Source organism: Acidilobus sp. (assembly GCF_049973875.1).
Classification (GTDB): domain Archaea; phylum Thermoproteota; class Thermoprotei_A; order Sulfolobales; family Acidilobaceae; genus Acidilobus.
This window is the reverse complement of the sequence record NZ_JBMFJI010000019.1, coordinates 1-20767: the sequence shown is the minus strand read 5'-3', so window position 1 is coordinate 20767 and position 20767 is coordinate 1. Positions and strand designations below refer to the sequence as shown.

The 20767-nt window shown below is 59.9% G+C and carries 27 protein-coding genes; 17 read left to right on the top strand and 10 right to left on the bottom strand.

Annotated elements, in window-relative coordinates:
* The first annotated feature begins 389 nt into the window (after window positions 1–389).
* Window positions 390–1964: an N-6 DNA methylase gene (locus tag ACP5H1_RS06635; RefSeq protein ID WP_427973241.1), complete on the top strand. Its 1575-nt coding sequence runs from the start codon at window positions 390–392 to the stop codon at window positions 1962–1964.
* 146 nt (window positions 1965–2110) lie between these two features.
* On the opposite strand, the gene ACP5H1_RS06630 is transcribed toward ACP5H1_RS06635, so the two are convergent.
* From ACP5H1_RS06630 to tldD, 5 genes are all read right to left on the bottom strand, one after another.
* Entirely contained in the window at window positions 2111–2683 is a 573-nt protein-coding gene (locus ACP5H1_RS06630) for a hypothetical protein (protein ID WP_427973239.1), read from the bottom strand.
* Window positions 2684–3468: 785 nt separating this feature from the next.
* Complete coding sequence (locus ACP5H1_RS06625) at window positions 3469–4047, bottom strand: SLC13 family permease (protein WP_427973237.1); 579 nt, start codon at window positions 4045–4047, stop codon at window positions 3469–3471.
* Between the two features lie 10 nt (window positions 4048–4057).
* Window positions 4058–4558: a hypothetical protein gene (locus ACP5H1_RS06620; protein WP_427973235.1), complete on the bottom strand. Its 501-nt coding sequence runs from the start codon at window positions 4556–4558 to the stop codon at window positions 4058–4060.
* 48 nt (window positions 4559–4606) lie between these two features.
* The gene (locus ACP5H1_RS06615) at window positions 4607–5866 is read right to left on the bottom strand and encodes a TldD/PmbA family protein (RefSeq protein WP_427973234.1); all 1260 of its coding nucleotides are present in this window, start codon (window positions 5864–5866) and stop codon (window positions 4607–4609) included.
* Window positions 5867–5870: 4 nt separating this feature from the next.
* A complete protein-coding gene (gene tldD / locus ACP5H1_RS06610; protein ID WP_427973231.1) occupies window positions 5871–7205 on the bottom strand; it encodes a zinc metalloprotease TldD in 1335 nt (444 codons plus the stop codon).
* Window positions 7206–7288: 83 nt separating this feature from the next.
* Here tldD and gcvH point away from each other — a divergent pair, with 83 nt between their 5' ends.
* The 7 genes from gcvH to mvk all read left to right on the top strand — a co-directional run bounded on the left by gcvH (window position 7289) and on the right by mvk (window position 13250).
* Complete coding sequence (gene gcvH / locus ACP5H1_RS06605) at window positions 7289–7714, top strand: glycine cleavage system protein GcvH (protein WP_427973228.1); 426 nt, start codon at window positions 7289–7291, stop codon at window positions 7712–7714.
* A gap of 111 nt (window positions 7715–7825) precedes the next feature.
* Entirely contained in the window at window positions 7826–9577 is a 1752-nt protein-coding gene (locus ACP5H1_RS06600; protein ID WP_427973225.1) for a succinate dehydrogenase/fumarate reductase flavoprotein subunit, read from the top strand.
* Between the two features lie 13 nt (window positions 9578–9590).
* Window positions 9591–10082: a succinate dehydrogenase gene (locus ACP5H1_RS06595; protein WP_427973222.1), complete on the top strand. Its 492-nt coding sequence runs from the start codon at window positions 9591–9593 to the stop codon at window positions 10080–10082.
* A gap of 12 nt (window positions 10083–10094) precedes the next feature.
* Complete coding sequence (locus tag ACP5H1_RS06590) at window positions 10095–10454, top strand: succinate:quinone oxidoreductase (protein WP_427973219.1); 360 nt, start codon at window positions 10095–10097, stop codon at window positions 10452–10454.
* A 10-nt stretch (window positions 10455–10464) separates the two neighbouring features.
* The gene (locus tag ACP5H1_RS06585) at window positions 10465–11376 is read left to right on the top strand and encodes a succinate dehydrogenase/fumarate reductase iron-sulfur subunit (RefSeq protein WP_427973217.1); all 912 of its coding nucleotides are present in this window, start codon (window positions 10465–10467) and stop codon (window positions 11374–11376) included.
* 81 nt (window positions 11377–11457) lie between these two features.
* Window positions 11458–12237, top strand: coding sequence for a tRNA (adenine-N1)-methyltransferase (locus tag ACP5H1_RS06580; protein WP_427973214.1), 780 nt, complete (start codon window positions 11458–11460; stop codon window positions 12235–12237).
* A 59-nt stretch (window positions 12238–12296) separates the two neighbouring features.
* A complete protein-coding gene (mvk, locus tag ACP5H1_RS06575) occupies window positions 12297–13250 on the top strand; it encodes a mevalonate kinase (RefSeq protein ID WP_427973211.1) in 954 nt (317 codons plus the stop codon).
* Here the strand turns inward: mvk and ACP5H1_RS06570 are convergent, their stop codons facing one another.
* A complete protein-coding gene (locus ACP5H1_RS06570; RefSeq protein WP_427973208.1) occupies window positions 13251–13457 on the bottom strand; it encodes a hypothetical protein in 207 nt (68 codons plus the stop codon).
* Here ACP5H1_RS06570 and ACP5H1_RS06565 point away from each other — a divergent pair.
* The 3 genes from ACP5H1_RS06565 to ACP5H1_RS06555 are packed head-to-tail and all read left to right on the top strand — an operon-like array spanning window position 13402 to window position 15004.
* Window positions 13402–13809, top strand: a complete 408-nt coding sequence (locus ACP5H1_RS06565; protein ID WP_427973246.1) for a CoA transferase — start codon at window positions 13402–13404, stop codon at window positions 13807–13809. The two genes, ACP5H1_RS06570 and ACP5H1_RS06565, sit on opposite strands and share 56 nt — an antisense overlap.
* A 41-nt stretch (window positions 13810–13850) precedes the next feature.
* Window positions 13851–14216, top strand: a complete 366-nt coding sequence (locus tag ACP5H1_RS06560) for a hypothetical protein (protein ID WP_427973206.1) — start codon at window positions 13851–13853, stop codon at window positions 14214–14216.
* Window positions 14217–14248: 32 nt separating this feature from the next.
* Window positions 14249–15004: an enoyl-CoA hydratase/isomerase family protein gene (locus ACP5H1_RS06555; protein WP_427973203.1), complete on the top strand. Its 756-nt coding sequence runs from the start codon at window positions 14249–14251 to the stop codon at window positions 15002–15004.
* Here the strand turns inward: ACP5H1_RS06555 and upp are convergent.
* Window positions 15001–15636: a uracil phosphoribosyltransferase gene (gene upp, locus ACP5H1_RS06550; RefSeq protein ID WP_427973244.1), complete on the bottom strand. Its 636-nt coding sequence runs from the start codon at window positions 15634–15636 to the stop codon at window positions 15001–15003. The two genes, ACP5H1_RS06555 and upp, sit on opposite strands and share 4 nt — an antisense overlap.
* Before the next feature lie 186 nt (window positions 15637–15822).
* On the opposite strand from upp, the gene ACP5H1_RS06545 reads away from it, so the two are divergent.
* From ACP5H1_RS06545 to ACP5H1_RS06525, 5 genes are read left to right on the top strand one after another with little or no spacing between them, the layout of a single operon-like run.
* Window positions 15823–15972, top strand: coding sequence for a hypothetical protein (locus tag ACP5H1_RS06545; RefSeq protein WP_427973200.1), 150 nt, complete (start codon window positions 15823–15825; stop codon window positions 15970–15972).
* A 26-nt stretch (window positions 15973–15998) separates the two neighbouring features.
* Window positions 15999–16214 carry a hypothetical protein gene (locus ACP5H1_RS06540; protein WP_427973197.1) on the top strand — a complete coding sequence of 72 codons (216 nt, stop codon included), beginning with the start codon at window positions 15999–16001 and terminating at the stop codon, window positions 16212–16214.
* Window positions 16215–16256: 42 nt separating this feature from the next.
* On the top strand, window positions 16257–16595 hold the full coding sequence (locus ACP5H1_RS06535) for a hypothetical protein (protein WP_427973194.1): 339 nt from the start codon (window positions 16257–16259) through the stop codon (window positions 16593–16595).
* A gap of 10 nt (window positions 16596–16605) precedes the next feature.
* Entirely contained in the window at window positions 16606–17634 is a 1029-nt protein-coding gene (locus ACP5H1_RS06530; protein ID WP_427973191.1) for a V-type ATPase subunit, read from the top strand.
* Window positions 17635–17680: 46 nt separating this feature from the next.
* Window positions 17681–18403 carry a class I SAM-dependent methyltransferase gene (locus ACP5H1_RS06525; protein WP_427973189.1) on the top strand — a complete coding sequence of 241 codons (723 nt, stop codon included), beginning with the start codon at window positions 17681–17683 and terminating at the stop codon, window positions 18401–18403.
* Here ACP5H1_RS06525 and ACP5H1_RS06520 read toward each other — a convergent pair.
* Window positions 18387–18554, bottom strand: coding sequence for a hypothetical protein (locus tag ACP5H1_RS06520; protein WP_427973187.1), 168 nt, complete (start codon window positions 18552–18554; stop codon window positions 18387–18389). The genes ACP5H1_RS06525 and ACP5H1_RS06520 overlap by 17 nt on opposite strands.
* Window positions 18555–18658: 104 nt before the next feature.
* Complete coding sequence (locus tag ACP5H1_RS06515; protein WP_427973184.1) at window positions 18659–19003, bottom strand: hypothetical protein; 345 nt, start codon at window positions 19001–19003, stop codon at window positions 18659–18661.
* 49 nt (window positions 19004–19052) lie between these two features.
* Here ACP5H1_RS06515 and ACP5H1_RS06510 point away from each other — a divergent pair, with 49 nt between their 5' ends.
* The gene (locus ACP5H1_RS06510; RefSeq protein WP_427973181.1) at window positions 19053–20141 is read left to right on the top strand and encodes an FAD-dependent oxidoreductase; all 1089 of its coding nucleotides are present in this window, start codon (window positions 19053–19055) and stop codon (window positions 20139–20141) included.
* On the opposite strand, the gene ACP5H1_RS06505 is transcribed toward ACP5H1_RS06510, so the two are convergent.
* Entirely contained in the window at window positions 20107–20562 is a 456-nt protein-coding gene (locus ACP5H1_RS06505) for an NUDIX hydrolase (protein ID WP_427973178.1), read from the bottom strand. The two genes, ACP5H1_RS06510 and ACP5H1_RS06505, sit on opposite strands and share 35 nt — an antisense overlap.
* Window positions 20563–20767: the final 205 nt, after the last annotated feature.

Below are 20767 nucleotides of genomic sequence, written 5' to 3'. Positions count from 1 at the left end.
TGTCACCTGGGATTTTAACCCTTGAGCACTCTGGCATGCCTGGCAGCTCAGCTTAAGTATTGCGGCCAGCTAAAGTCGAAGGGGACCTTTATGAGCGAGAGCGGTCACCCGGCGATGACTTAGGCTTACTAGTTAAAGTAATATTAAAAAAGTAATATTAAGTGGATCTTTCTCAAAAGAGCCAGGTATACTGCTAATGCTGACGTTAAGCTTATATAATATTAAACCAGTAAGCTTAGTAGTAGAGCTAACCAGTGTGGGCTAATAGCATGGCTAAGGTGTTGAGTAGAAGCAAGTTATGGGGTGAGACTACATTACGATACCAGTTTTAGCCAGGAGGGTCTTAAACGTTACGATAATTAATAAGATAGTAGCCAAAGGGTGTGATTATGCGCATAGATGAAAGTCAATATAAAGTACAAGACCTCGTAGACAGGAAGAGGACGTCCTCATACTACACCAGCCCTGACGGAGTCGCAGTAATACGGTCTCTGCTCAGCGAGATCCCTGACAGGGACGGCGTAGTCCTTATGGACCCCTTCATGGGCTCTGGCGTCCTCCTCTCTGCAGTGGACGACCTCGTTAGGCCCAGCAAGGTGGTAGGCATTGAGATAAACAAAGAGCCGTGCGAGCTCGGCCGCAGGGTGCTCTCCTCGCTCTACAGGGACGTGGAGGTAATCTGCGGCGACGCCTTTAAGGTTGCGTGGAACTACAGGGCCGACATCATATTATCTAACCCCCCCTTTGTCAGGTGGCACCTGATAAGCGACAGGGACGAGCTGCTAAGGGCCGTGGCCTCGCACGGCTACGGGGACTTCATAACAAGGAAGGATCCTGGCCTTCACATACTGTTCATGTTCCTCATAGACCACGTGCTCAAGGATCACGGTTATGCAATCCTCGTGCTCCCAGCGTCCGCGTTTTACACCGAGCAGGGCGCTGGCGTCAAGAGGCTGCTCAGGTACAGGTATGACGTCCTGGCTATTGTTGAGAACTCAAGGTCGCCGTCGTTCAGCTCTGACAGCAGGTTCAAGGAGCTCATAGTGTTCCTGAGGAAGAGGAGGCCGTTCGAGTTCAATCCTGTGCAGACCGCAATATACAGGTACGACGGCAGCCTGAGGGAGCTCTACAGGGTTAACATAAACAGGGTGCCGAGGCTACTTGACAGGAACTGGCTTAGCCTGTTCGACTACGAGAATGCCAGGGCCATAGCCGACGTAGTTGAGAGGGCCCTTGACGCAGGCCTGCTCAGGTACCTGAGGGAGGGCGAGATAGTGAGGGGCATAGAGATGTACGGCCCTGACTTCTTCTTCATACCTAACAGGTACTGGAGCATAGTGAGCGAGGACGCCGAGTCGGTAACCATAAGCGACGGGAGCCAGAGGCTGAGGATTCCGAGAAGGTACCTGGTGAAGTGCTTGAGGAAGCCAGAGCACTACAATAATAGCATTGTAGTGAGCGACCCAGGGTTCTACGCGCTGGCAATTGACAACGAGCCAGAGGGCGACGTGGCCAAGTACGTGGAGTGGGGCCTGAGCTCAGGCACAGCCTCCGCTGCAGTGAAGGCATTCGGCGGCAGGTGGTACCAGCACATATGGAGGCAGCTGCAGGCGAAGAAACCGTACGGGCACATCTTCATACGTGACAAGCTAGACACGGCCAGGCACCGGATCCTCGCCAACTACAGCAGGGAGCCTCTCTGTGCCACCAAGAACTTCTACGTAATAAGGGACGACAACCCGCTCATGGCAGCCTGGCTTAACTCCAACATCATGAGGTATATACTGCAGTACTTCAGCAGGAGGATATCGGACAATTGGACTAGGCTTCTTGAGGAGGACTACATGCAGATACCAGTACCTTCAAAAGTCAAAAAAGATGTAGATCTAAGTAGCATCCAAAACGCAGAAAAAGTGATAGAAGAGTATTTAAATATTAGGAATGTTAACGCAACAATTATTTAGGATCCCTCTAGCCCTATTCATGAACTCTAAGGGCTTAAATTTGAACTGCAACTGATTACCAGGATGAGTAGGATCCGTTTTAGGTTTTTTGATATGACTCCCGTTGCCTCCTTTTCTTTGTTTTCTTTGTATAGTAATATAGTCCCCTATTTTGATAATGCCTTCATTAGAAAACTCAACTGGTTGCTCAGCAAAAATGATATTACATCGCTAATACTGAACATACAAAGTTCATTTCCCTTTTTATTCCATATCATTAGAATTTTTAGGTCTTTTTCATCTCTTGTAAAAATTTCCTTTAATATTATATTTATGTTATTTTTAATAAATTGTCTTATCTTTTCTCTGTCTTTGGGGTGAATGAAAATAGCTTTAGGATCTCTAGCCTTTCTAAGTATACTTTCGAATAAGATTGCATAAATTTCATCAGGCATTTTTAGTATGGATCTCCACTCGTTTAACCATCTTCTATCAAGGTTATGAAAGCTAGCGTTAGTGACGGTCTTTAGGGAGATGCACACTGTAGCGCCTTCTAAAATATCTTTTATCATTACGTCACATTTTATCCTATTATTAGGCTTTATTATTGTTATTGATTCTGATAATTGTACACCTAGCTTATTAGTACATCTTCGTAAAACATCCTTATCTTCATTGAAATACTTGATTAAGATGTTTTCAGCTTCTATCCCATGTTTAGCTTCTTTAGAGCCACCCATAAAAATCACTCCCTATCCTCTTACATCTTCTATAAATTCTAACATCCTATATAGCATACACCCTGTGTAGCATATGTAGCACATTAAGCTCTAAGCTCTTCAAAATCTGCTTTACTTCTATTATGACAAAAGATAATACAGATAATACAGAATAACCTAAGGAAGATTTCATCCTACTTTCATATAATTCCTCTAAAGTATTGAGACCCCTAAAAGGATGGTCGGATACCAGCGTATGTAAGTTTGCCAAACTCAAATCACGGCCTTTTGATCCATGTCCTTGTTCAAGAAGGCGTTAAATGTCGCATCAAATTAATAATGGAAGCTACTGAGGAGTTCCTAGACTATAATACTTGAGCTATAGATCGAGGATAACATTTATCCAGCTCATTATGGTTTTATTTTCGAATTCCTTTTGAAGCATTCAACAACTCATAAAACGCTTAATTATAGCCTTAATCGTTGGTTATGCGACTACTTCTTGATAAGCTCCATCTGCGGCCACACGTACGTGGGGGTCGGACTTTCACTGAGGCTTCATGAACTTGTGCTCAGCCTCTCGTCCTCATACCCCTTGTCCTGCTCCCCACGCCTAGGGTAGGGAGCGTGGGCTCCCAGCCACGACGCGGGGAGCTTCATAGGGCGCCTTCCTCCCCCTCACATTGCTCACAGAGCTCACGGTGGCGCCCTCCTCTGCATGATGATAGTAATGGAGAAGCCTATAAACTTTCGTGAAGGGATGGTCGTGAATGGTAAATGATATCAAATAGTATGAACTTCACGGTTTATCGGAAACTGCTAGCTACGGCGGCGGCGAGGCCCACGGGGAGCGTCGAGAATATGCCTAAGGGCCTCCCGAACCTCTGGGTCCAGAGGCCCTCGAGCACGATGTTTGATGAGGTGCCAATCATCGTGTACCTCCCGCCCAGTATGGCGGCGTAGGAGAGGAGCATCAGGTACCTCGAGGCCGGCCTCTTCATCCGCGAGGCCACGCTATAAATCAGGGGCATGAACATGAGCGTCAGGGCCACGTCGCTCACGAAGCCCGAGCTGAACAGCGATATAAGCAGCACTATAATTATAACCAGGAGGCCGCTCCTTACCCTCGAGGCTATCCTGTCCCCCACCACGTCAAGGACCCCGGAGTCGGCCACCACGCCAGCTATTATCATGGCTGAGGCCAGCACTATGACTGCCACCGAGGACAGGTTAGAGAGCGCCTGCGAGGGGCTGACCAGCCCGAGGGCCACCAGGGCCAGGGCGGTTATGACGCCAACTATGTCGTGCCTCAGCCTCCTTGATATCAGCAGGGCCACCGAGAACGCCAGGACGGCGAGGGCCTCGTAGGCCTTTACTGTGAGCAAGGGCAACACCCTAGGGCACAGTTACCTCGTAGGACGCGGTCTCGTTGGCCGAGTCCATCACAATCATGTAGACCTGCTCGCCGGGCCTGAAGGGCACGCTGTCGCAGCTCACCCAGACCCTTGCGTCGGAGTAGTACTTCATGGTTATGTTAAGCTCCCTCTGGCAGGCCACGGTGCCGTTGGGCCACCTCAGCGCGGCGTAGGTCAGGGTGACGTTTGGGGTGCCGTCGTAAAACACTATGGCACTGACGTTGAGCTTGCCGTCAGCATTAACCGGCACAGCTGTCACGAAGACCAGGAAGGAGGGGGTGTAGGTAACCGCTGATGTCGTTGAAGTTGTGGTGGTGAGGTTCTGCGGTGAAGTAGTTGTCGTAACCCTGGCGCGCGTGGAGGTTACAGCTGGCGGGGCCCTGTGCTGCCGCGGCTGGGACAGCGCGTAGTACCCTGCAGAGAACATGGCGAGGAGGAATATGGCTATCACTATGGCTGCGAACGCCTTGGAAAGCGCCAAGCCTCTCCCCAGGGCAGTGAAGGACCATTAGTTAAAATTCGCTAGGGCTCATGGCGAGAGCCTGAGGCCCTTCACCAGCAGGGTGCCGCTGACGACCCTGCCAAACCTTGACCTGTCGGGGGCCATGCCGATGACCCCGCCCAGCAGGGACCTCAGGTCGCCCGAGAGCACGAACTCCCTGAGGCCGCCGTCGGAGTCCCAGGCCAGGGCGGCGCTCACGGCGAACTCGCCCGTGTCGAAGTTGCTCGTGTGCACCCCCTGAACCTGGTCTATGAACACGGCGTCGCCCAGGTCGCTTGCCGAGGGGGCGTCCAGCACCAGGTAGCTCATGGATATCGAGGGCAGCGTCATGAAGGTCCTCCAGGAGGAGTGGGTGTTGACGCCGCTGGCCTTCCTGGCCCAGAAGGTGTTGGAGAGCGGCGTCCTGAACGTGCCCGAGTCTATCAGGGTGACCTCCTTGGTCGGGAGGCCCTCGCCGTCAAACGCCCTGGACCAGGCGCCGCCGGGCAGCCTGGGGTTGTCAACCGCTGTCACCCTGCCCCCCACGGCGTCGCCGGGCCTCAGGGGCGACCTGCCCCTGTAGACGTTCTCAAGGCTCACGGCGTGGTTGAGCAGGGGGAAGAGGAGCTCAGATATGGCCTTAGCGGTGAGGGCCACGGGCCTGTCGGCCAGCTTAAGCGGGCTCCTGCTCCTGGTGAGCTCGACCTTCCTCAGGAGCTCCTTCATAAAGGAGTCCGCGCTGACCCCCCTTGCAGTCCTGGAGTCGCCGTACTCGTAAACCTCGGGGCCGACGTAGCTCTCGCTCATGTAGTTGCCCGTGGCCGCGGCCCCCACGAACGACGTCGTGGAGCTCACGTCAATGCCCTCGGTGTTCTTGACCGTCACGGTGGCCGTGCCGCCCCACGCCCTCGCCGACACTATGTTCAGCCCCCTGCCAGAGTAGGAGAGGACCGCCTCCATGAGGTCCCTCAGCAGGCCCCACGGCTCCTCCAGGGAGCTGTCGTAGGAGTCCTCCAGGGGGCTCACGGGCTCCGGGCCAGGGAGCGCGTTGGCGGGGTCGGGCTGCGTGGCCTCCATGGAGGACAGGGCCATGTTGACCAGCTCCTCAGTGCACCTGTTCGAGTAAGCGAAGCCCACCCTGCCGTCCTTTATCACCCTGAGGCCGCACCCCTCCTCGACGTATGTCATGCCGTACTGGCTCATCTTCTCCCACGAGAGCTCCACGGAGCGCGACCTGACGAACAGTACCTCGGCCTGGGCGCCGCCGGCCGAGGCCCTCCTCAGAAGGTCCTCAGGGCTCAGCTGCATGCTGTCACCCCACCTTGAGCTTTGACACCCTCACGTAGGGCCCCCCTGTGCCAACGAAGACGCTCTGGCCCGACTTGCCGCAGACCCCCGGCCACACCCTGAAGTCCCTCGAGACCCCGTCTATGTTGCCTATAGTCTCTATCGTGTAGCCCGCTATGCCCGCGCCCCTTATGGGCTCCCTCACCTCACCGTTAACAACCCGGTAGCCCTCCTGTATGCCGAACTGGAACGTGCCGTCGCTGCTCGTCTGCCCTCCCATGACGGACTCCATCAGGAACCCGTCCTTGACATCCTCCAGGAGCTCTTCAAGCGTCATGTCCCCCGGCTTGAAGTAGGTGTTCCTCATGCGGACTATCACGCTGCTCCTGAAGTCCTCGGCCCTCCCGTTGCCAGTGGGCTCCTCCCCCAGGGACGCGGCGTACGACCTGTCGTTCATGAACTCCTTCACGACGCCGCCCTCTATTATCTTGACCTCCTTCCCCCTCACGCCCTCGTCGTCGTAGGGGGTTATGCCTATCGCCATGGGCTCGTCGAGCTGCGGCGAGTCCGAGACGTTGACGAACTCGGCCCCTATCCTCTTTCCCCTGAGCTTCCCAAGTATCCCGTTAACTGCCAGGTCCGCCTCCGCCAGGTGCCCCAGGGCCTCGTGGGCGAACACGCCGGAGACGTCGGGGCTGAGCACCACCTGGTACTGCCCAGGCTTCACGGCCACCCCCCTGAGCTGGGCCCTGAGCCTCCTGAGCAGGGTCTCCACGAGCTCGCTGACGTCGAAGGCCTCGAGGGCGTAGCCCAGGTACGTGGAGGCCGAGGCGTACGCGGAGGCCACAATGTCGCCCTCGCGGGCCACGGCCGTGAGCGAGATCCTTGATATCGAGTAGCTGAGCTCAAGGTCCCTGCCGTCGCTGCTCCAGTAGCCCTTGTCGTACTGGACGTGGGCGTAGCTGACCGTAACCGACTTGACCCTCGGCTCCGCCGACCTCACCTGCTCCCTCACCTTCCTCAGCTCGTTCATGACCTCAAGCGGGTCCCTGTCAAGCGGGTACTTCTCCTTAATCGTGACCCTGTCCCTCAGGGGGCTCAGCAGGTGCACCTTGACGTTCCCCTGGCCCGAGGCCGACCTCACGGCCTCCTCCGCGGCCTCCCTGGTGACGTCAGAGGAGGTCGTGTAGTAGCCCCAGGAGCCGTTGACCAGTGCCCTGAGGGCGTAGCCCTCTGACACGCCGTAGTTGTTCACAAGTTCCCTGGCCTCGCTGCTCGTGACTACGAGGGTCTTTGCCCTGTAGTACCTCAGGTCGGCGAAGGAGGCGCCAAGCCTAAGGGCCTCGTCTATGATCTCCACTTCCCCGCGCCTGCCTGTAGGCTATGCGTTGCCAAGATTTAAAGCATTAATATTTGTGAGCGCACCAAGGCGCGGTGTTGGGCTTGGCAAGGTACCAGGTCACGGTCGGCAAGACCACGTTCACAGTTGACGACTCCCTGCTCTACACCCAGAGCGACGAGTGGGTCAAGGTCGAGGGCAACAGCGTGAGGGTGGGGATAACGGACTACGCCCAGAGGCAGCTTAAGGACATAGTTGGCGTCGACCTGCCTAAGGTCGGCCAGGAGGTCCACGAGAACATGGACCTCGCCGTGCTCGAGTCTGTCAAGGCCACCGCCGAGGTGTACTCGCCTGTTGACGGGGTCGTCAGGGAGGTCAACGAGGCCCTGCTCGACAGGCCTGAGCTGATAAACAAGGAGCCGTACGACGGCGGCTGGATAGCGGTCATAGAGGTCAAGGGAACCCTCGACAAATCTAAGTTCCTTGACCACCAGGCTTACGTCAACAGCGTCAAGTCAAGGAGCAAGTGAGCTAAAGCCTCTAAAAAGCGTTACTATTTGAACTAATATAGCTAACTCTGCTTACTTTATATTCCTCCCAGCACAGCTCACTGTACACGTGGTGTAGAGGCGAAAGCCTGGATGCCGGTTGAGACCATTTATCACGATGTTATAGTCATAGGGTCCGGCATCGCAGGGCTGAGGGCCGCCGTTGAGCTCAAGAGGAGGTACGGCGACAAGCTCAACGTGGGAATAGTTAGCAAGGTACAGCTCATGAGGAGCCACAGCGTGGCCGCCGAGGGAGGCACGGCGGCCGCCCTCTACCCCCAGGAGGGGGACAGCTTCGCCCTGCATGCCTGGGACACGATTAAGGGCTCGGACTTCCTTGCTGACCAGGACGTTGTCTGGAACTTCGTGAAGCTGATGCCCGAGGAGATCCTGCTGCTGGACCACTGGGGCATACAGTGGGCCAGGAGGCCGGACGGAAGGATAATGCAGAGGCCCTTCGGGGGCCACAGCTTCCCGAGGGCCACCATGGCGGCCGACAAGGTGGGACACGCGGAGATGAGAACCCTCTACAACAAGCTGCTCCAGTACGACGGCTGGGAGAGGTACGACGAGTGGTTCGTTACCGACTTCATAATTGAGAACAACACCTACAAGGGGTTCTTCGCCATAAACCTCAAGGACGGCAACCTCTACATGTTCAGGAGCAAGGCCGCCATAATAGCCATGGGGGGCCTGGGGAGGCTCTACCCGTTCACCACCTACGCCCACACGGTGACGGGCGACGGCATGGCTGCTGCCTACAGGGCTGGGCTAGCTATAAAGGATCCTGAGATGGTGCAGTTCCACCCAACCGGCCTGGTGCCCAACGGGATCCTCATAACTGAGGGGGCCAGGGGCGACGGAGGTATACTGAAGAACAAGAACGGCGAGAGGTTCATGGCCAGGTACGCGCCCAAGTTCCTTGACCTGGCGCCTAGGGACGTGGTCTCCAGGTCAATATACATGGAGTACCTGCAGGGCAGGGCGTTCATTGACGAGGTCAGTGGCATGCCTTACGTGCAGCTTGACTTGACTCACCTGGGCGAGGAGAAGATAAACGAGAAGCTGCCCTCGATAAGGGAGATAGGCATAAGGTACGTCGGCATAGACCCCGTCGAGGAGCCGCTGCCTGTGTTCCCAGCGGCGCACTACCACATGGGAGGCATAGCAACCGACATATACTACCGCGTCATGACGCCAGACCACAAGTGGGTCAAGGGCCTCTTCGCGGCCGGCGAGGCCGCCGCGGCATCGCTGCACGGGGCCAACAGGCTTGGGAGCAACTCGACAGCCGAGTGCCTGGTGAGCGGGAGGATAACTGGCATGCTGGCAGGGGAGTACGCCCTCAAGGTGGGTGAGCCCTCCAGCCCAGAGCCTGACGTAGCCAAGAAGGAGGAGGACTTCGTGTGGGGCCTGGTGAAGAAGGAGAGCGGCACTCCGTCATACCAGATAAGGAGGCAGATGCACAACATAATGATGAAGGACTTCTACGTCTTCAGGAACGGCACGGACATGAGCGAGGGCCTCTCGCAGCTCATAAAGCTCAGGGACTCATACCTCAACGAGGTCTACCTTGAGGACAAGGAGAGGATCTACAACACTGACCTGGTGCAGGCCCTTGAGACGTACAACATGCTCCAGGACGCCGTGGTGGTGGCCGCCGCGGCCCTCAACAGGACCGAGAGCAGGGGAGCTCACTACAGGACCGACTACCCGAAGAGGGACGACGTGAACTGGCTGAAGCACACAATAGCTATAAGGGACGCCAGTACAAACCTAGGCGTCGGCTTTTCATACTGGCCCGTCACAATAACCACGTGGAAGCCCGTAGAGAGGCACTACTGAAGGGGTGGTGCTGATGGCCAGGGAGCAGGGAGGGGCTGTTGAGAAGGAGAACAGGCCCGGCTTCTGGAGGTCAAGCCTGAACCCGTGGACCGTCAGGACCAAGAACAACCCAGAGAGGGTCGCCTTCGTGCTTCACAGGGTGACAGGCTTCCTAATTCTGGCCTTCCTCCTGGCGCACACACTTGAGACGGACTCGCCGGTGTGGTCGCAGATAGTCTTCCACGTGAACGGCTGGGCCTTCTGGAACCACATCATGAGCATTGAGGGCGAGCTGGCGTTCAGGATCGGCGAGTTCATAGTGGCCGGGGCGGTGCTCTTCCACGCACCCAACGGCATAAGGCTGCTGCTCACAGAGTTCTTCGGCGTCGGCGTTGGCAGGCCCGGCGACCCGAAGCCGCCGTACGTGCCGTCCACCTTCACTGCAGCGCAGAGGCAGTGGCTCTACGCGGTTTTTGTCGTCTGGATAGTGCTCTGGATCATAGCTGGGGTGATAATATTCACGTGAGGGGTGATGGGGATGTCGGGCGGTAAGGCCTCGAGCGTTCAGATCTGGCAGTACATAACTGCCATACTGCTCATAGGGCTGCTTGGCTTCCACCTGCTCGAGAGGGTGCCATGGATCTGGGGGGTGTCCACCATGGATCAGACGCTGACCGCCGCCTTCGTGCACAGCGACTACGTGCACTTCGGCTGGGCGCTGCTCCTCCTGGCCTACGTGGCGCTATTCCACGGCCTCAACGGGGTCAGGGGCATGCTTCTTGAGCTCAGGCAGGGCAGGCTATACACGGCAACCATAAACGCCCTCTTCTGGATAGTGTTTATTGTGTTCGCAGCCATAGCAACGCTAACTGTGGCAAAGCTGCCCGCCTACCCGTGAGGTGAGAGCCATGGCAATGGACATAGAGGCCGCGAAGAGGAATCCCCCCAAGCAGGTGACCGTGAGGATAAGGAGGTACGACCCCGAGACCAAGAGGACCTGGTGGCAGGAGTACAAGGTAGAGGCCCGCAGGGGCATGACGGTGCTCGACGCCCTCCTGAAGATAAAGGAGGACATGGACCACACGCTAGTGGTGAGGTACAGCTGCAGGCAGGGCATATGCGGCAGCTGCGGGGTGGTCGTCAACGGCACGCCGAGGCTGGCGTGCCAGACGCAGCTGACTGAGGTCGTGAGCGAGGCAAACCCCGTTATGACTATTGAGCCTCTCTACAACTTCCCAGTCATAAGGGACCTCGTGACGGACTTCACGGACTTCTTCAACAAGCACAGGAGCGTCAAGCCGTACCTGATAAGGAACGACAAGGAGGAGCAGGAGAACCCCAAGGGACAGTACGACATGTACCCCGACGAGTACCTGCAGATATACCAGTACACCAACTGCGTCTACTGCGGCCTCTGCTACGCCGCCTGCCCAGTGGTCGCCGCCGACCCTGAGTTCCTCGGGCCGCAGGCCCTGATGTACGCCCTGAGGTTCGTCAACGACGTCAGGGACGAGGGCTGGAAGGAGAGGTTCCTGATAGTGGACACCGAGCACGGCTGCCACAGGTGCCACTTCGCCGCCTCCTGCAGCGCCGTGTGCCCGAAGGCTGTCGACCCTGCAGGCGCCATACAGTCGCTGAGGAGCAAGCTGTTCAGGTTCAGGCTGGGGCTCTACAAGAGGAGGGTCAGCAAGACCATTGGACCGCCGCCTGAGAAGGGCGAGAAGGTGCCGCTGCCGCCCGAGGCCACCCTGCTGCCAGGGGTTGACCTCAAGAAGCTCGAGGAGGAGCCTGTAATAATCAAGCTGCCCGAGGACTACTGAGCAGCCTAACCTTACCCTTTTCTTTTTCCCTTGGTCCTAAGTCCTATAAGCCTGAGGGCCTAGCTCTAGCTGGGGCCATCCATGTCGACCGTCGCCGAGGGCGACTGGGCGCTGCTTATAGTGGAGGGCAGGGAGAGGAGGAAGAGCTACGTCTTCAGGATCAGGTCCAAGGCCTCCTACTCCACGTTCGCCGGCAGCCTGAGGGGGTCCCAGCTTGTGGGGATCCCCTGGGGCTCAAGGATGGAGCTCGGCAAGGGGGTCGCCTACGTGCTGAGGCCCAACCTCTATGACTTAATGATGCACGTCCTCCCGAGGAGGAGCCAGGTCATATACCCCAAGGACGCGGGCTACATAGCGTCCGTGGCCGGCCTCCTGCCGGGCATGAGGGTCCTCGAGGCCGGGGCCGGGAGCGGCTTTCTGACGATATGGCTCGCCGCCCACGTGTGCCCAGGGGGAGCGGTCTACACGTACGAGGTGAGGGGCGACATGAGGGAGCTGGCGGCCTCCAACGTTAGGGCCGCCGGGCTCGAGGGCTGCGTCACTATAAAGGAGGGCGACATAAGGAAGGGGGCCGAGGAGAGGGAGCTTGACGCGGCGTTCCTTGACATGCCTGACCCCTGGGAGGCCCTGGGCCCCATAAGGCCCTCGCTCAAGCCTTCGGCCCCGGTGGTGGTCTTCACGCCCACGGTGAACCAGGTCATTAAGCTCCTCGACGCCCTGAAGTCCATAGGAGGCTACGCCGTGCAGGAGGTGAGCGAGCTCATAAAGAGGGAGTGGGAGGCCAGGCCAGAGGCCCTCAGGCCAGCCGTGAGGATGATAGGCCACACGGGCTTCATAACCGTGCTCAGGGCCCTGGCCTAGCTTAAATATTCCTGGGCCCACGCGTCCCCCCAGGGACGATCACGAGGTACGTCAAGGCTGTGGCCCCGGCCAAGGCAATACTCTTCGGGGAGCACTTTGTGGTTAACGGGTCAAGGGCCATAGCCACGGCCCTCGGCCTCTGGACCCAGGCAACGGCATATGAGAAGCCCTCATGGCCCATCGAGCTGGAGTCCCCGGCCCTTGGGCTCAGGTGCGTCACAGGGCCCGAGCTGTCCTGCAGCTCAAGGGAGGCCGCCCCGCTGCTGGCGGTTGCGAAGGCACTGAGGGGCGCAGGCGTTGACGTGCCCCCGGCCAGGGTTATAATAAGCAGCGAGGCGCCGGCCTCCGCGGGGCTCGGCTCCAGCGCCTCCTCGTCGGCCGCCCTCGCCTCGGCCCTGGCAGGGCTCGCCGGGGCCGACCTGAGCAGGGAGGAGCTCTACCAGGTAGTCATGGAGGGCGAGAGGGCGGCCCACGGGAACCCGAGCGGCGTCGACCCGGCCGCGGTAATATACGGCGGCACCATCATCTTCAGGAAGGGGGCCGGCGTGGTAGGAACCATAAGCCCCAGCCTCAGCGTGCCCCTGATAGTAGCTGACTCCGGCGCGAGGAGGAGCACCAGCGCGCCTGTGCTCTCAGTGATAAGGTTCCTCGACAGGATAGGGGGCCTCAGGGACTCCATGATAGGCCTCGTGGAGCAGATCATAGACCTGGCCTCTGATGCCATCAGGAAGAACTCGCTGGAGGACATAGGGAACCTCATGAACATAAACCACGGGCTCCTCTCGGCCATAGGCGTCTCGACGCCCGAGCTTGAGGAGCTGGTCCACGCCGCCAGGAGGGCTGGGGCCCTGGGGGCTAAGCTCACTGGGGCCGGGTGGGGAGGCTCGATAATAGCCATTGCGCCGCCGGAGAAAACAAATGACGTCGTGAGCGCCCTCTCGGCCCGCTCGCGCTGGGTCAGGGCTCTCAAGGCCGGGGCCGAGGGGGCCAGGGTCGTGGAGGCCAGCAACTAATTACATGAGCGGGGCCCCTATCCTGTCCCTGGGCGACGCCGGGGTGAATATCATGGCTAGCACGGCCGCCCCGGTCGCGACCAGTATATTTGCGAGAGGCATGTCGTTAATCCTGTAGCCCAGGTAAGTCAATGACAGGCAGTGGGCCAGGCTGTGCGAGGCCCTGGGCCTGAGGGACCTGGCCGAGGACAGGGAGCTCCAGGGCAACCTGGCCAGGGTTGGCAGGAGGGACTACATAAACAGGAGGCTCCAGGAGGTCTTCTCGACGAGGCCCAGGGACTACTGGGTCGACCTCCTCAGGAGGGCCGAGGTCCCAGTGGCCCCGGTCTACACGCTCTCCGAGCTCTTCTCCGACCCCTACTCGAGGGAGGACGTTGAGCAGGTCAGCGGGTCCCCCTACGGCCTCATCTCGTTCCCCGGCAGGCTCAACGGCGTGAGGCCCCAAATCAGGTCCCCGCCGCCCGCGAGGCAGGGGGAGCAGACGGAGGAGGTGCTCAGGGAGCTGGGCTTTGACGACAAGGAGGTGGAGTCCCTGAGGACCGACAGCGTCGTCGGTTGAGCATTTATTTTCAGTGGCCCAGGGCCGCCGCGGGGCTGAGCTTGAGGGCCGAGGGTCTCGCCATATCCTACAGGGTCGAGGGGGGCGAGGTAGTCCTGGTGACGCCGGGCGGGGAGCTCAGGCTCAGGGGCAGCGCCTCCCTTGGAAGGGCCAGCCTTGGGGGCTCCAGGGCTCTGGCATCGCTAGCAATATCGCTTGCCCTGGCGGCCCTTATGGTAGCGTCCTACCCGCCGTGGTCGCTCAGGGCGGGCTTCGCGATAACTGTTGCGTACTACGGCATACTCCTAGGCCTTGCCTTCGCCGCTTACCTCTCCGCCGACGCCGCCAGGCCAAGGAGGGCCGTCATAGTTTCGGGCCCGGGGTACAGGAGGGCCTTTATACTGCTGGACGACAATGAAAGGCATTAATACCTTGAGCGCGTTGGCTCACTGGGGATAACATGGTCATAAGGGTTGAGAGGAGCGAGCACACCTCCTGGATAATAGTTGACAGGCAGGATGCCGGCAACTCGCTGGGCTACAGGGACCTCCAGGAGATCACGCAGGCGATAAACGCCGAGTGCTCCAGCGGCTCGACGGCGACAGTTGCTATAACAGGGGCCGGCGAGAAGTTCTTCATAACTGGCATAGACCTCAGGGAGACCGCGGAGGCCCAGAGCGAGGAGGACGCCTGGAGGCTCATGTATGAGGGCCTCGGGGGCTTCTGCAGGGCAGCCTTCAACTGCAGGAAGCCCGTCATAGCCGCTGTTAACGGCTACGCCCTGGGCGCCGGCTTTGAGGTGTTGTACGCAGCCGACCTGGCGTACGCAGCTAAGTGGGCCAAGTTCGGGCTGCCGCCGGTGAGGTACGGCATGGTGCCCCCGGCCTCCTCAACCATAGGCATGCTGCTAGGCATGCCCAAGGTGATCTCATACCTGGCGCTCACGGGCGACTTCATAACTGCCGAGGAGGCGGCTAGGTACGGGATAATAAACGGCGTCGTGGACAGCGTGGAGCAGCTGAGGTCAAAGGTCGAGGAGGTCTCAGCCAAGATAGCCGAGGCCGAGCCCGAGGCTGTCGCGGCCGCCAGGGCCCTCATGGCTGAGGCCAAGATGCAGGCCCTGAGCGACAAGGGGCTTAGGACCCTGGCCGCGTTCACAGCGAGGCCCGTTGTCCGCGAGAGGGTGCTGCAGTTCCTCAACAGGAAGAGGGCCTAAGGCGGTGAGACGCCCAGGCCTCTGTCCCCGGCGTCGCCCAGCCCCGGGACTATGAAGAACGACGCGTTAAGCTCCGGGTCCACGGCAAGCGTGTAAATGGACACGTCCGGGTGCCTTGAGAGTATAAAGGACAGCCCCTGCTTTGACGCTATGATCGAGCCAACTATCACCTTGCCGGAGCCGAGCGACTTGACCTCTGATATCACCCTGTCAAGGGTCCTGCCGGTGGCCAGCATAGGGTCTAGGACTACCGCGACCCCCTCGTGGACCCTCGGGAGCCTCCTGTAGTAGAGCTCCACCCTGACGCCGTCCCTGTCCTCCAGCCTCCTGGCCGCCACGAGGCCGACCGGGGCCTGCGGGTAGACCTCAGAGAAGCCCTCGAGGAGCGGCAGGGCGGCGCCCAGGACGCCTACCAGCAGCGGAGGGGCCGCCAGGCTGAGCTCCTCCGTCTGGACCCCCAGCGGCGTGGTGACGGTCTCCTTGGTCCACTCCAGCTCAGCTGAGGACATTATAGCCAGGAGCCTGCCTGCCTCCCTCATGTAGTACCTGAAGGTCGGCGAGTCGGTCCTCCTGTCCCTCAGCTTCAGGAGCAGCCACCTTGCGTATGGCAGCTCGTCACCTAAGACCCGCACGCGCTCCAAGCTCAGACGCCCTTGCTATCTCCCTGCGGAGGTTTTTAGGGCTGATTGCCCAGGCAAAGGCCTTGGGCACGGCCAGCTGAAGGGCGACTGCAGGCCTTGCTGTCGCTTCAACGATGCCGCCCGCGGACGGGCTAAATGGCCCTTTGCGTGCTGCCCGTTAAAGCATTATTAACGTCGGTGGGAGCGTCGCCCATGGTGGCGCTCCTGGTGCCACTCCTCCACCACGGCAGGGCCTCGGCGGCCGCCACGATACTGAGGGCGGCGGCAGCCCCATACGCCCACTACGCAGCTGAGGCCGTGGGGCCCTCCTCTCTGGCGTCCAGCTGAGGGGCAGCGCCTCGGCGAGCCAGGAGATGATGACAGCAACCCTTGTGACGGAAGGCTACTACACGGCTGTCTATTACTCCAACCTGACCCCGACGTACCTCCAGGGGTCCTCAGGGACCAAGTACGTCATGCCGAGGGTCATGTTCTACATAGAGGGCTGCCGCGTACCCCTCTCAGCGATTAAACGGGCCGCAACAGTTAACGTCGTCTCTGGCGGCCCGCCGACGAATAGGGGGCCTTAAACGCTTTTAACCAAGGCCGTGGCCAACTTACCGGTGCTGGGCTTGTCATCCAAGGGCGCCGTGGACAGGCTGCTGAGCGCCGTGGTTAGCTTTGAGGCCAGGCTGAGGGACGCCGAGGCCTACGTGAAGGAGCAGCAGGCCAACATTGTTAAGGCCGCCGACGAGCTGTCATCAAGGCTGGCCTCCTCCGTTGACCCCCTAATAGCGGAGGCCGCCAGGGAGCTGGAGGAGGCCTACAGGGCGGAGAAGGCCAAGGTTGACGAGGACCTGAAAAGGAGGCTTGCTGAGGCCGAGGAGAGGCTCAACAAACTCGCCCAGCAGAACAGGGAGGCGGCCGTTCAGGCGGTGGTTGAGGCCGTCAAGAAGGCCCTCTCCGGCTGAGGTGTGGCCCTTGGCTGGGCCGGCTGACTACGCTAAGGTAGTTCCCCTGCTGAGGTACCTCAAGTCCAGGATGCTAGGCCCCAAGGTGAGGGAGCTGGCCCCCCCGCTCGCCGAGGCCGTAGCAGTCCTAAGGGACACCATGTACGCGCCCGTGGCCGAGGCCAAGGATTTGGAGGGCGTGGAGAGGGCCCTGGCGTCGCTCTACTTCTCGACAGTAGAGGAGGTCTACAGGCTCTCCCCTGACGAGGCCAAGGGGCTCGCCGCCGCGTTCGCCAAGGCTAAGGAGGTCGAGGACCTGATGATAGTGGCCAGGGCCATAGCTGAGGGCCAGCGGCCGCCAAGGTGGCTGCCCTCGGCGGAGTGGAGGCTCGGCTCCACGGCTTACGTGCTGCAGGAGGTCGAGGCGTCGCCCACGATAACGAGGCTACAGGAGGTTGTAAGGGACGGGGACCTGGCCAAGGTCCTTTCCATGGCCTCTGAGGCCTACGCCGAGCTCAGGCAGCCCGAGGTCTTCACGTTCTTCTCGCTCACCGGCTCGTTCATTATATTCAGGAACGCGGTTGCCGAGTTCACTAGCAAGGACGTGGGCGACGTCGAGGGCGTCGTGTGCCCGCTTATAGAGGAGAGGGCCGCCCTGGGCCTCCTGGAGGCCTGGGCCATAAGGGTGAACCCCAAGACCTTCGCCAGAGCCATAGAGGGGCCCAGGGTCTGCGGCGTCAGCTGGGACCTCATGGCGGCGGCCTACGAGAGGGGCTTCGAGGGCGAGCTCTCTGGACTTATCCTTGACGTGGCCCCGCTGCTGAGGCGCTCAAGGCTTGAGGGGAAGACCAGGAGGGAGCTCATGGTCTCCGTCAGGAGGTCGGCCAGGCTGGCCGCCCAGAGGGCCGCCGAGGCCATATACGAGGGCTACCCGTTCACGCCGGCCCTGGTGGCCGCGGCCCTGGCGCTGCTGATGCTCGAGGTTGACAACATAAGGTCCGCGCTCGGGGGCATAATGCTCAACCTGACCCAGGAGGAGCTGGAGCAGGCCCTGGCCTAGCCTTTTAATTCCCAAACGCCCAGGCCGCTCAAGGGCCTTTGACCTCATGCCCGGCCTTGAGGGCGAGCTGTGGAACCTGATAGTTGACGACATACAGAGGCTCTCAACCAAGGGCTGCTACGAGCCCGTGAGCGACGCCATAAGCTTCTACCTCGCCAGGAAGCTCAGGGTGCTCACCGCCGCCCTGATAGGCCTTGACAGGGACCCCCCTGAGGCCATACTTGACGCGGGCTGCGGCCCGGGCACCTCAACCAGGGTGGTCAGGGCCCTGTACCCCAGGGCCAAGGTAGTGGCCATGGACCCCGGCGCGCTCAACCTGCTCAGGGCCTCAAGGGCCGCCGGGGACGGCACGGGGGCCGCGCAGGGCATGTTTGAGCACATGCCCTTCAGGGAGGGGAGCTTTGACGGGGCCGTGGCCATGTTCTCCTTCAGGGACGCGGCCAACTACCTGATGGCGCTGGACGAGTTCTCGAGGGTGCTGAAGGACGACGGGAGGCTCGCCATACTTGACCTCTACAGGCCCGAGAATCCCCTTGAGCTGGCCGCGTCGCTCATGCAGTTCAGGTACATAGGCCCCGCCATAGGCCTGGCCATGGGGTGCGGCAGGGACGGCCTCAAGTTCGGCGACATCTACAGGACGGTGCTCAGCATGCTGACCCCGAGCCAGCTGGTGAGGGAGGCCTCAAGGAGGTTCAGGAGGGTGTCCTTTAAGCCCACGCCGTTCCTGGTGGGCATACTGTACGCTGAGGGGCCTAGGAGACCCTCGTGAACCTGAACCTTATCACGTTGCCATCCTTGTCAACGTCAACCTTGACCTTCCTGTTCTCCTTGAGGGAGTAAATTATCATAGTAGCGCACCTCCAGGAGTCCATGAGCACCTCTGCCTCCTCGCCGACGCTGAGCTTGTCTATCACCCTCATGGCCAGGACGTAGCCCTCCGGGCAGTCCTTCCCCCTGTAGTCGAAGACCTGCAGGGCCGTCCACCGGCTACGCTGAGGGGGCCAGCGATTTTAACGGCAGGTACTTAGAGGGGGAACATCACGCTGGTTATTATGTACTCGACCACGGCCTTGTGCGGGTCCCCCTCTAGGACCTCGTCAACCCTGTTCATGAGCTCCTCCTTGACCCTCTGGGCGCAGGCGGGGTTGTTGAAGTCCTCGTTCCTCATTGCCAGGTAGAAGCCCGCCCCGGCCTCGTTAAAGTAGAGGAAGTAGGCCCACTCCATGTCCTGGGAGACCGCCGGCAGAAGGGAGCCCGGCCTGAGGTACCTGAAAGGCCTGGCCCCCTCGCCGATGGCCCCGGGGAGGCCTGAGGAGCATACTATCCACGAGGCGCTGCAGTCCCCGATAGTACCCCTCTCGCACTGCAATGCGGCGCACCAAGGTCCTGGGCCTCTTAATGCATAAATTCTTTGACACGTGTGGAGCAAGAGGGTGCTCGGCTTGAAGTTCCTGAGGTGTAAGCCCAACCAAGTGCCCCCGAGCAACGGGAAGAAGGTTGCCATCATAGGCGCTGGGACCGCCGGCCTGGGGGCGGCTGGCGTCCTTAAGTGCAAGGGGTACGACGTCACTGTGTATGACATGCTGCCCGAGCCGGGGGGCATGCTGATGTTCGGCATTCACGTTGACAGGATACCGAAGCCCCCCATAAGGGAGGGGGTCAGGGAGCTCATGGACGCGGGCGTGGAGTTCGTCCTCAACACCAAGGTCGGCAACAGGGACCTTGAAAGGATGGACGAGCTGGTGAAGGCTAAGAACGTGGTTGACCTTGAGGACATAATAAAGTCCTATGACGCCGTCCTGATAGCCACGGGCACGTGGACCAGCAACAAGTCAAAGGTGCCCGGCGAGGAGCTGCCCTGGGTGTACCCTGCAATGGAGTTCCTCGTGGCGACCCACCTGGCTAAGTTCGGCTACAGGCCCTGGGACATAGTGCCCAACGTCAAGGGCGACCTGCTGGTAGTGGGGGGAGGGTACACGGCCGAGGACGCGGCCTACGTGCCGAGGACCTACCCGGAGTACAGGGACAGGATGAGGAGGATAGTGCTCAGCTACAGGAGGACCAGGAACGAGGCCCCCATGGGTCCCATGGAGATGACTAACATAGAGGCCTCCGGCGTCGAGATCTGGGAGCTCACGGTGCCCATAGCGTACAGGGAGGAGAACGGCAGGAGGATTGTAAGGATCATAAGGAACAGGCTGGTCCAGGCGCCGGGCGAGAAGAGGCCGAGGCCCGAGCCCATACCTGGGAGCGAGTTCGACGCCTACTTTGACTTCGTGCTGGAGGCCATAGGCGAGAGGCCAACCCCGCCGTTCGAGGGGAAGGAGTGCTGCGGCATAAAGCTGACCGACTGGGGCACCATAGTTGTCGACAAGGACATGATGACCTCCAGGAAGGGGGTGTTCGCGGCCGGCGACGTGGTCCACGGGCCGAGCCAGCTGGGCCCAGCCCTCAAGAGCGGCATGGACGCCGCTAACGCGATAATGAGGTACCTGAGCCAGAGGTGACCGAGTCCAGGGCCACGGCAAGCCTCACGATCCTTTTTACATTCTCGTAGGTCCTCGACCTCTCCACCTCCTCGGGCGTCATCCACGTGCCCTCCCTGAGCTCCCCTCCGACCCTCCTGACCCTGAATATCAGGTCGTAGTGGAGGTGCGTCTCCTGGGGGTACCTCACGGTCTCGAGCAGTATTGCCATAGGCATGGGCTCGTCGCTGACCTCGCCCGAGCCCAGGTTGTAGACGGGGCCCACGACCTCCACGTCAAGTCCCGTCTCCTCCTTGAACTCCCTCACCACGGCCTCCCTCGGGGTCTCGTTGGGCTCCACGTGCCCCCCTGGGTAGAGCCAGACGCCGAGCTTCCTGTGCCATATCATGAGCACCCTGCCGCCCTCCACTAGGACCCCGCTGGCCACTATGCACTTCCTCAAGGCGTCCCCCTGAAAGTCTCGCCGGCCCCGGTTAAAGGGGCTGGAGCCCAAAGAAAGGCGAAGGGCGATGGGGCTCGGCGGCCGTAGCTAGCAGTTTTCGATAAACCGTGAAGCTCATACTATTTGACATCATTTATCGTCCCTAACCCCTTTAACGCTATCAAGTAAGCCGAGGCCGTGTGCCTGTCGAAGCCCTTCTCCCTCA

What these genes read in the sequence shown, in the direction of transcription:
- ACP5H1_RS06635 (WP_427973241.1), top strand. Translation starts at nt 390, where the DNA reads ATGCGCATAGATGAAAGTCAATATAAAGTACAAGACCTCGTAGACAGG.
- ACP5H1_RS06630 (WP_427973239.1), bottom strand. Translation starts at nt 2,683, where the DNA reads ATGGGTGGCTCTAAAGAAGCTAAACATGGGATAGAAGCTGAAAACATC.
- ACP5H1_RS06615 (WP_427973234.1), bottom strand. Translation starts at nt 5,866, where the DNA reads ATGCAGCTGAGCCCTGAGGACCTTCTGAGGAGGGCCTCGGCCGGCGGC.
- ACP5H1_RS06600 (WP_427973225.1), top strand. Translation starts at nt 7,826, where the DNA reads ATGCCGGTTGAGACCATTTATCACGATGTTATAGTCATAGGGTCCGGC.
- ACP5H1_RS06595 (WP_427973222.1), top strand. Translation starts at nt 9,591, where the DNA reads ATGGCCAGGGAGCAGGGAGGGGCTGTTGAGAAGGAGAACAGGCCCGGC.
- ACP5H1_RS06590 (WP_427973219.1), top strand. Translation starts at nt 10,095, where the DNA reads ATGTCGGGCGGTAAGGCCTCGAGCGTTCAGATCTGGCAGTACATAACT.
- ACP5H1_RS06585 (WP_427973217.1), top strand. Translation starts at nt 10,465, where the DNA reads ATGGCAATGGACATAGAGGCCGCGAAGAGGAATCCCCCCAAGCAGGTG.
- ACP5H1_RS06580 (WP_427973214.1), top strand. Translation starts at nt 11,458, where the DNA reads ATGTCGACCGTCGCCGAGGGCGACTGGGCGCTGCTTATAGTGGAGGGC.
- ACP5H1_RS06555 (WP_427973203.1), top strand. Translation starts at nt 14,249, where the DNA reads ATGGTCATAAGGGTTGAGAGGAGCGAGCACACCTCCTGGATAATAGTT.
- ACP5H1_RS06540 (WP_427973197.1), top strand. Translation starts at nt 15,999, where the DNA reads ATGATGACAGCAACCCTTGTGACGGAAGGCTACTACACGGCTGTCTAT.
- ACP5H1_RS06525 (WP_427973189.1), top strand. Translation starts at nt 17,681, where the DNA reads ATGCCCGGCCTTGAGGGCGAGCTGTGGAACCTGATAGTTGACGACATA.
- ACP5H1_RS06520 (WP_427973187.1), bottom strand. Translation starts at nt 18,554, where the DNA reads ATGAGGGTGATAGACAAGCTCAGCGTCGGCGAGGAGGCAGAGGTGCTC.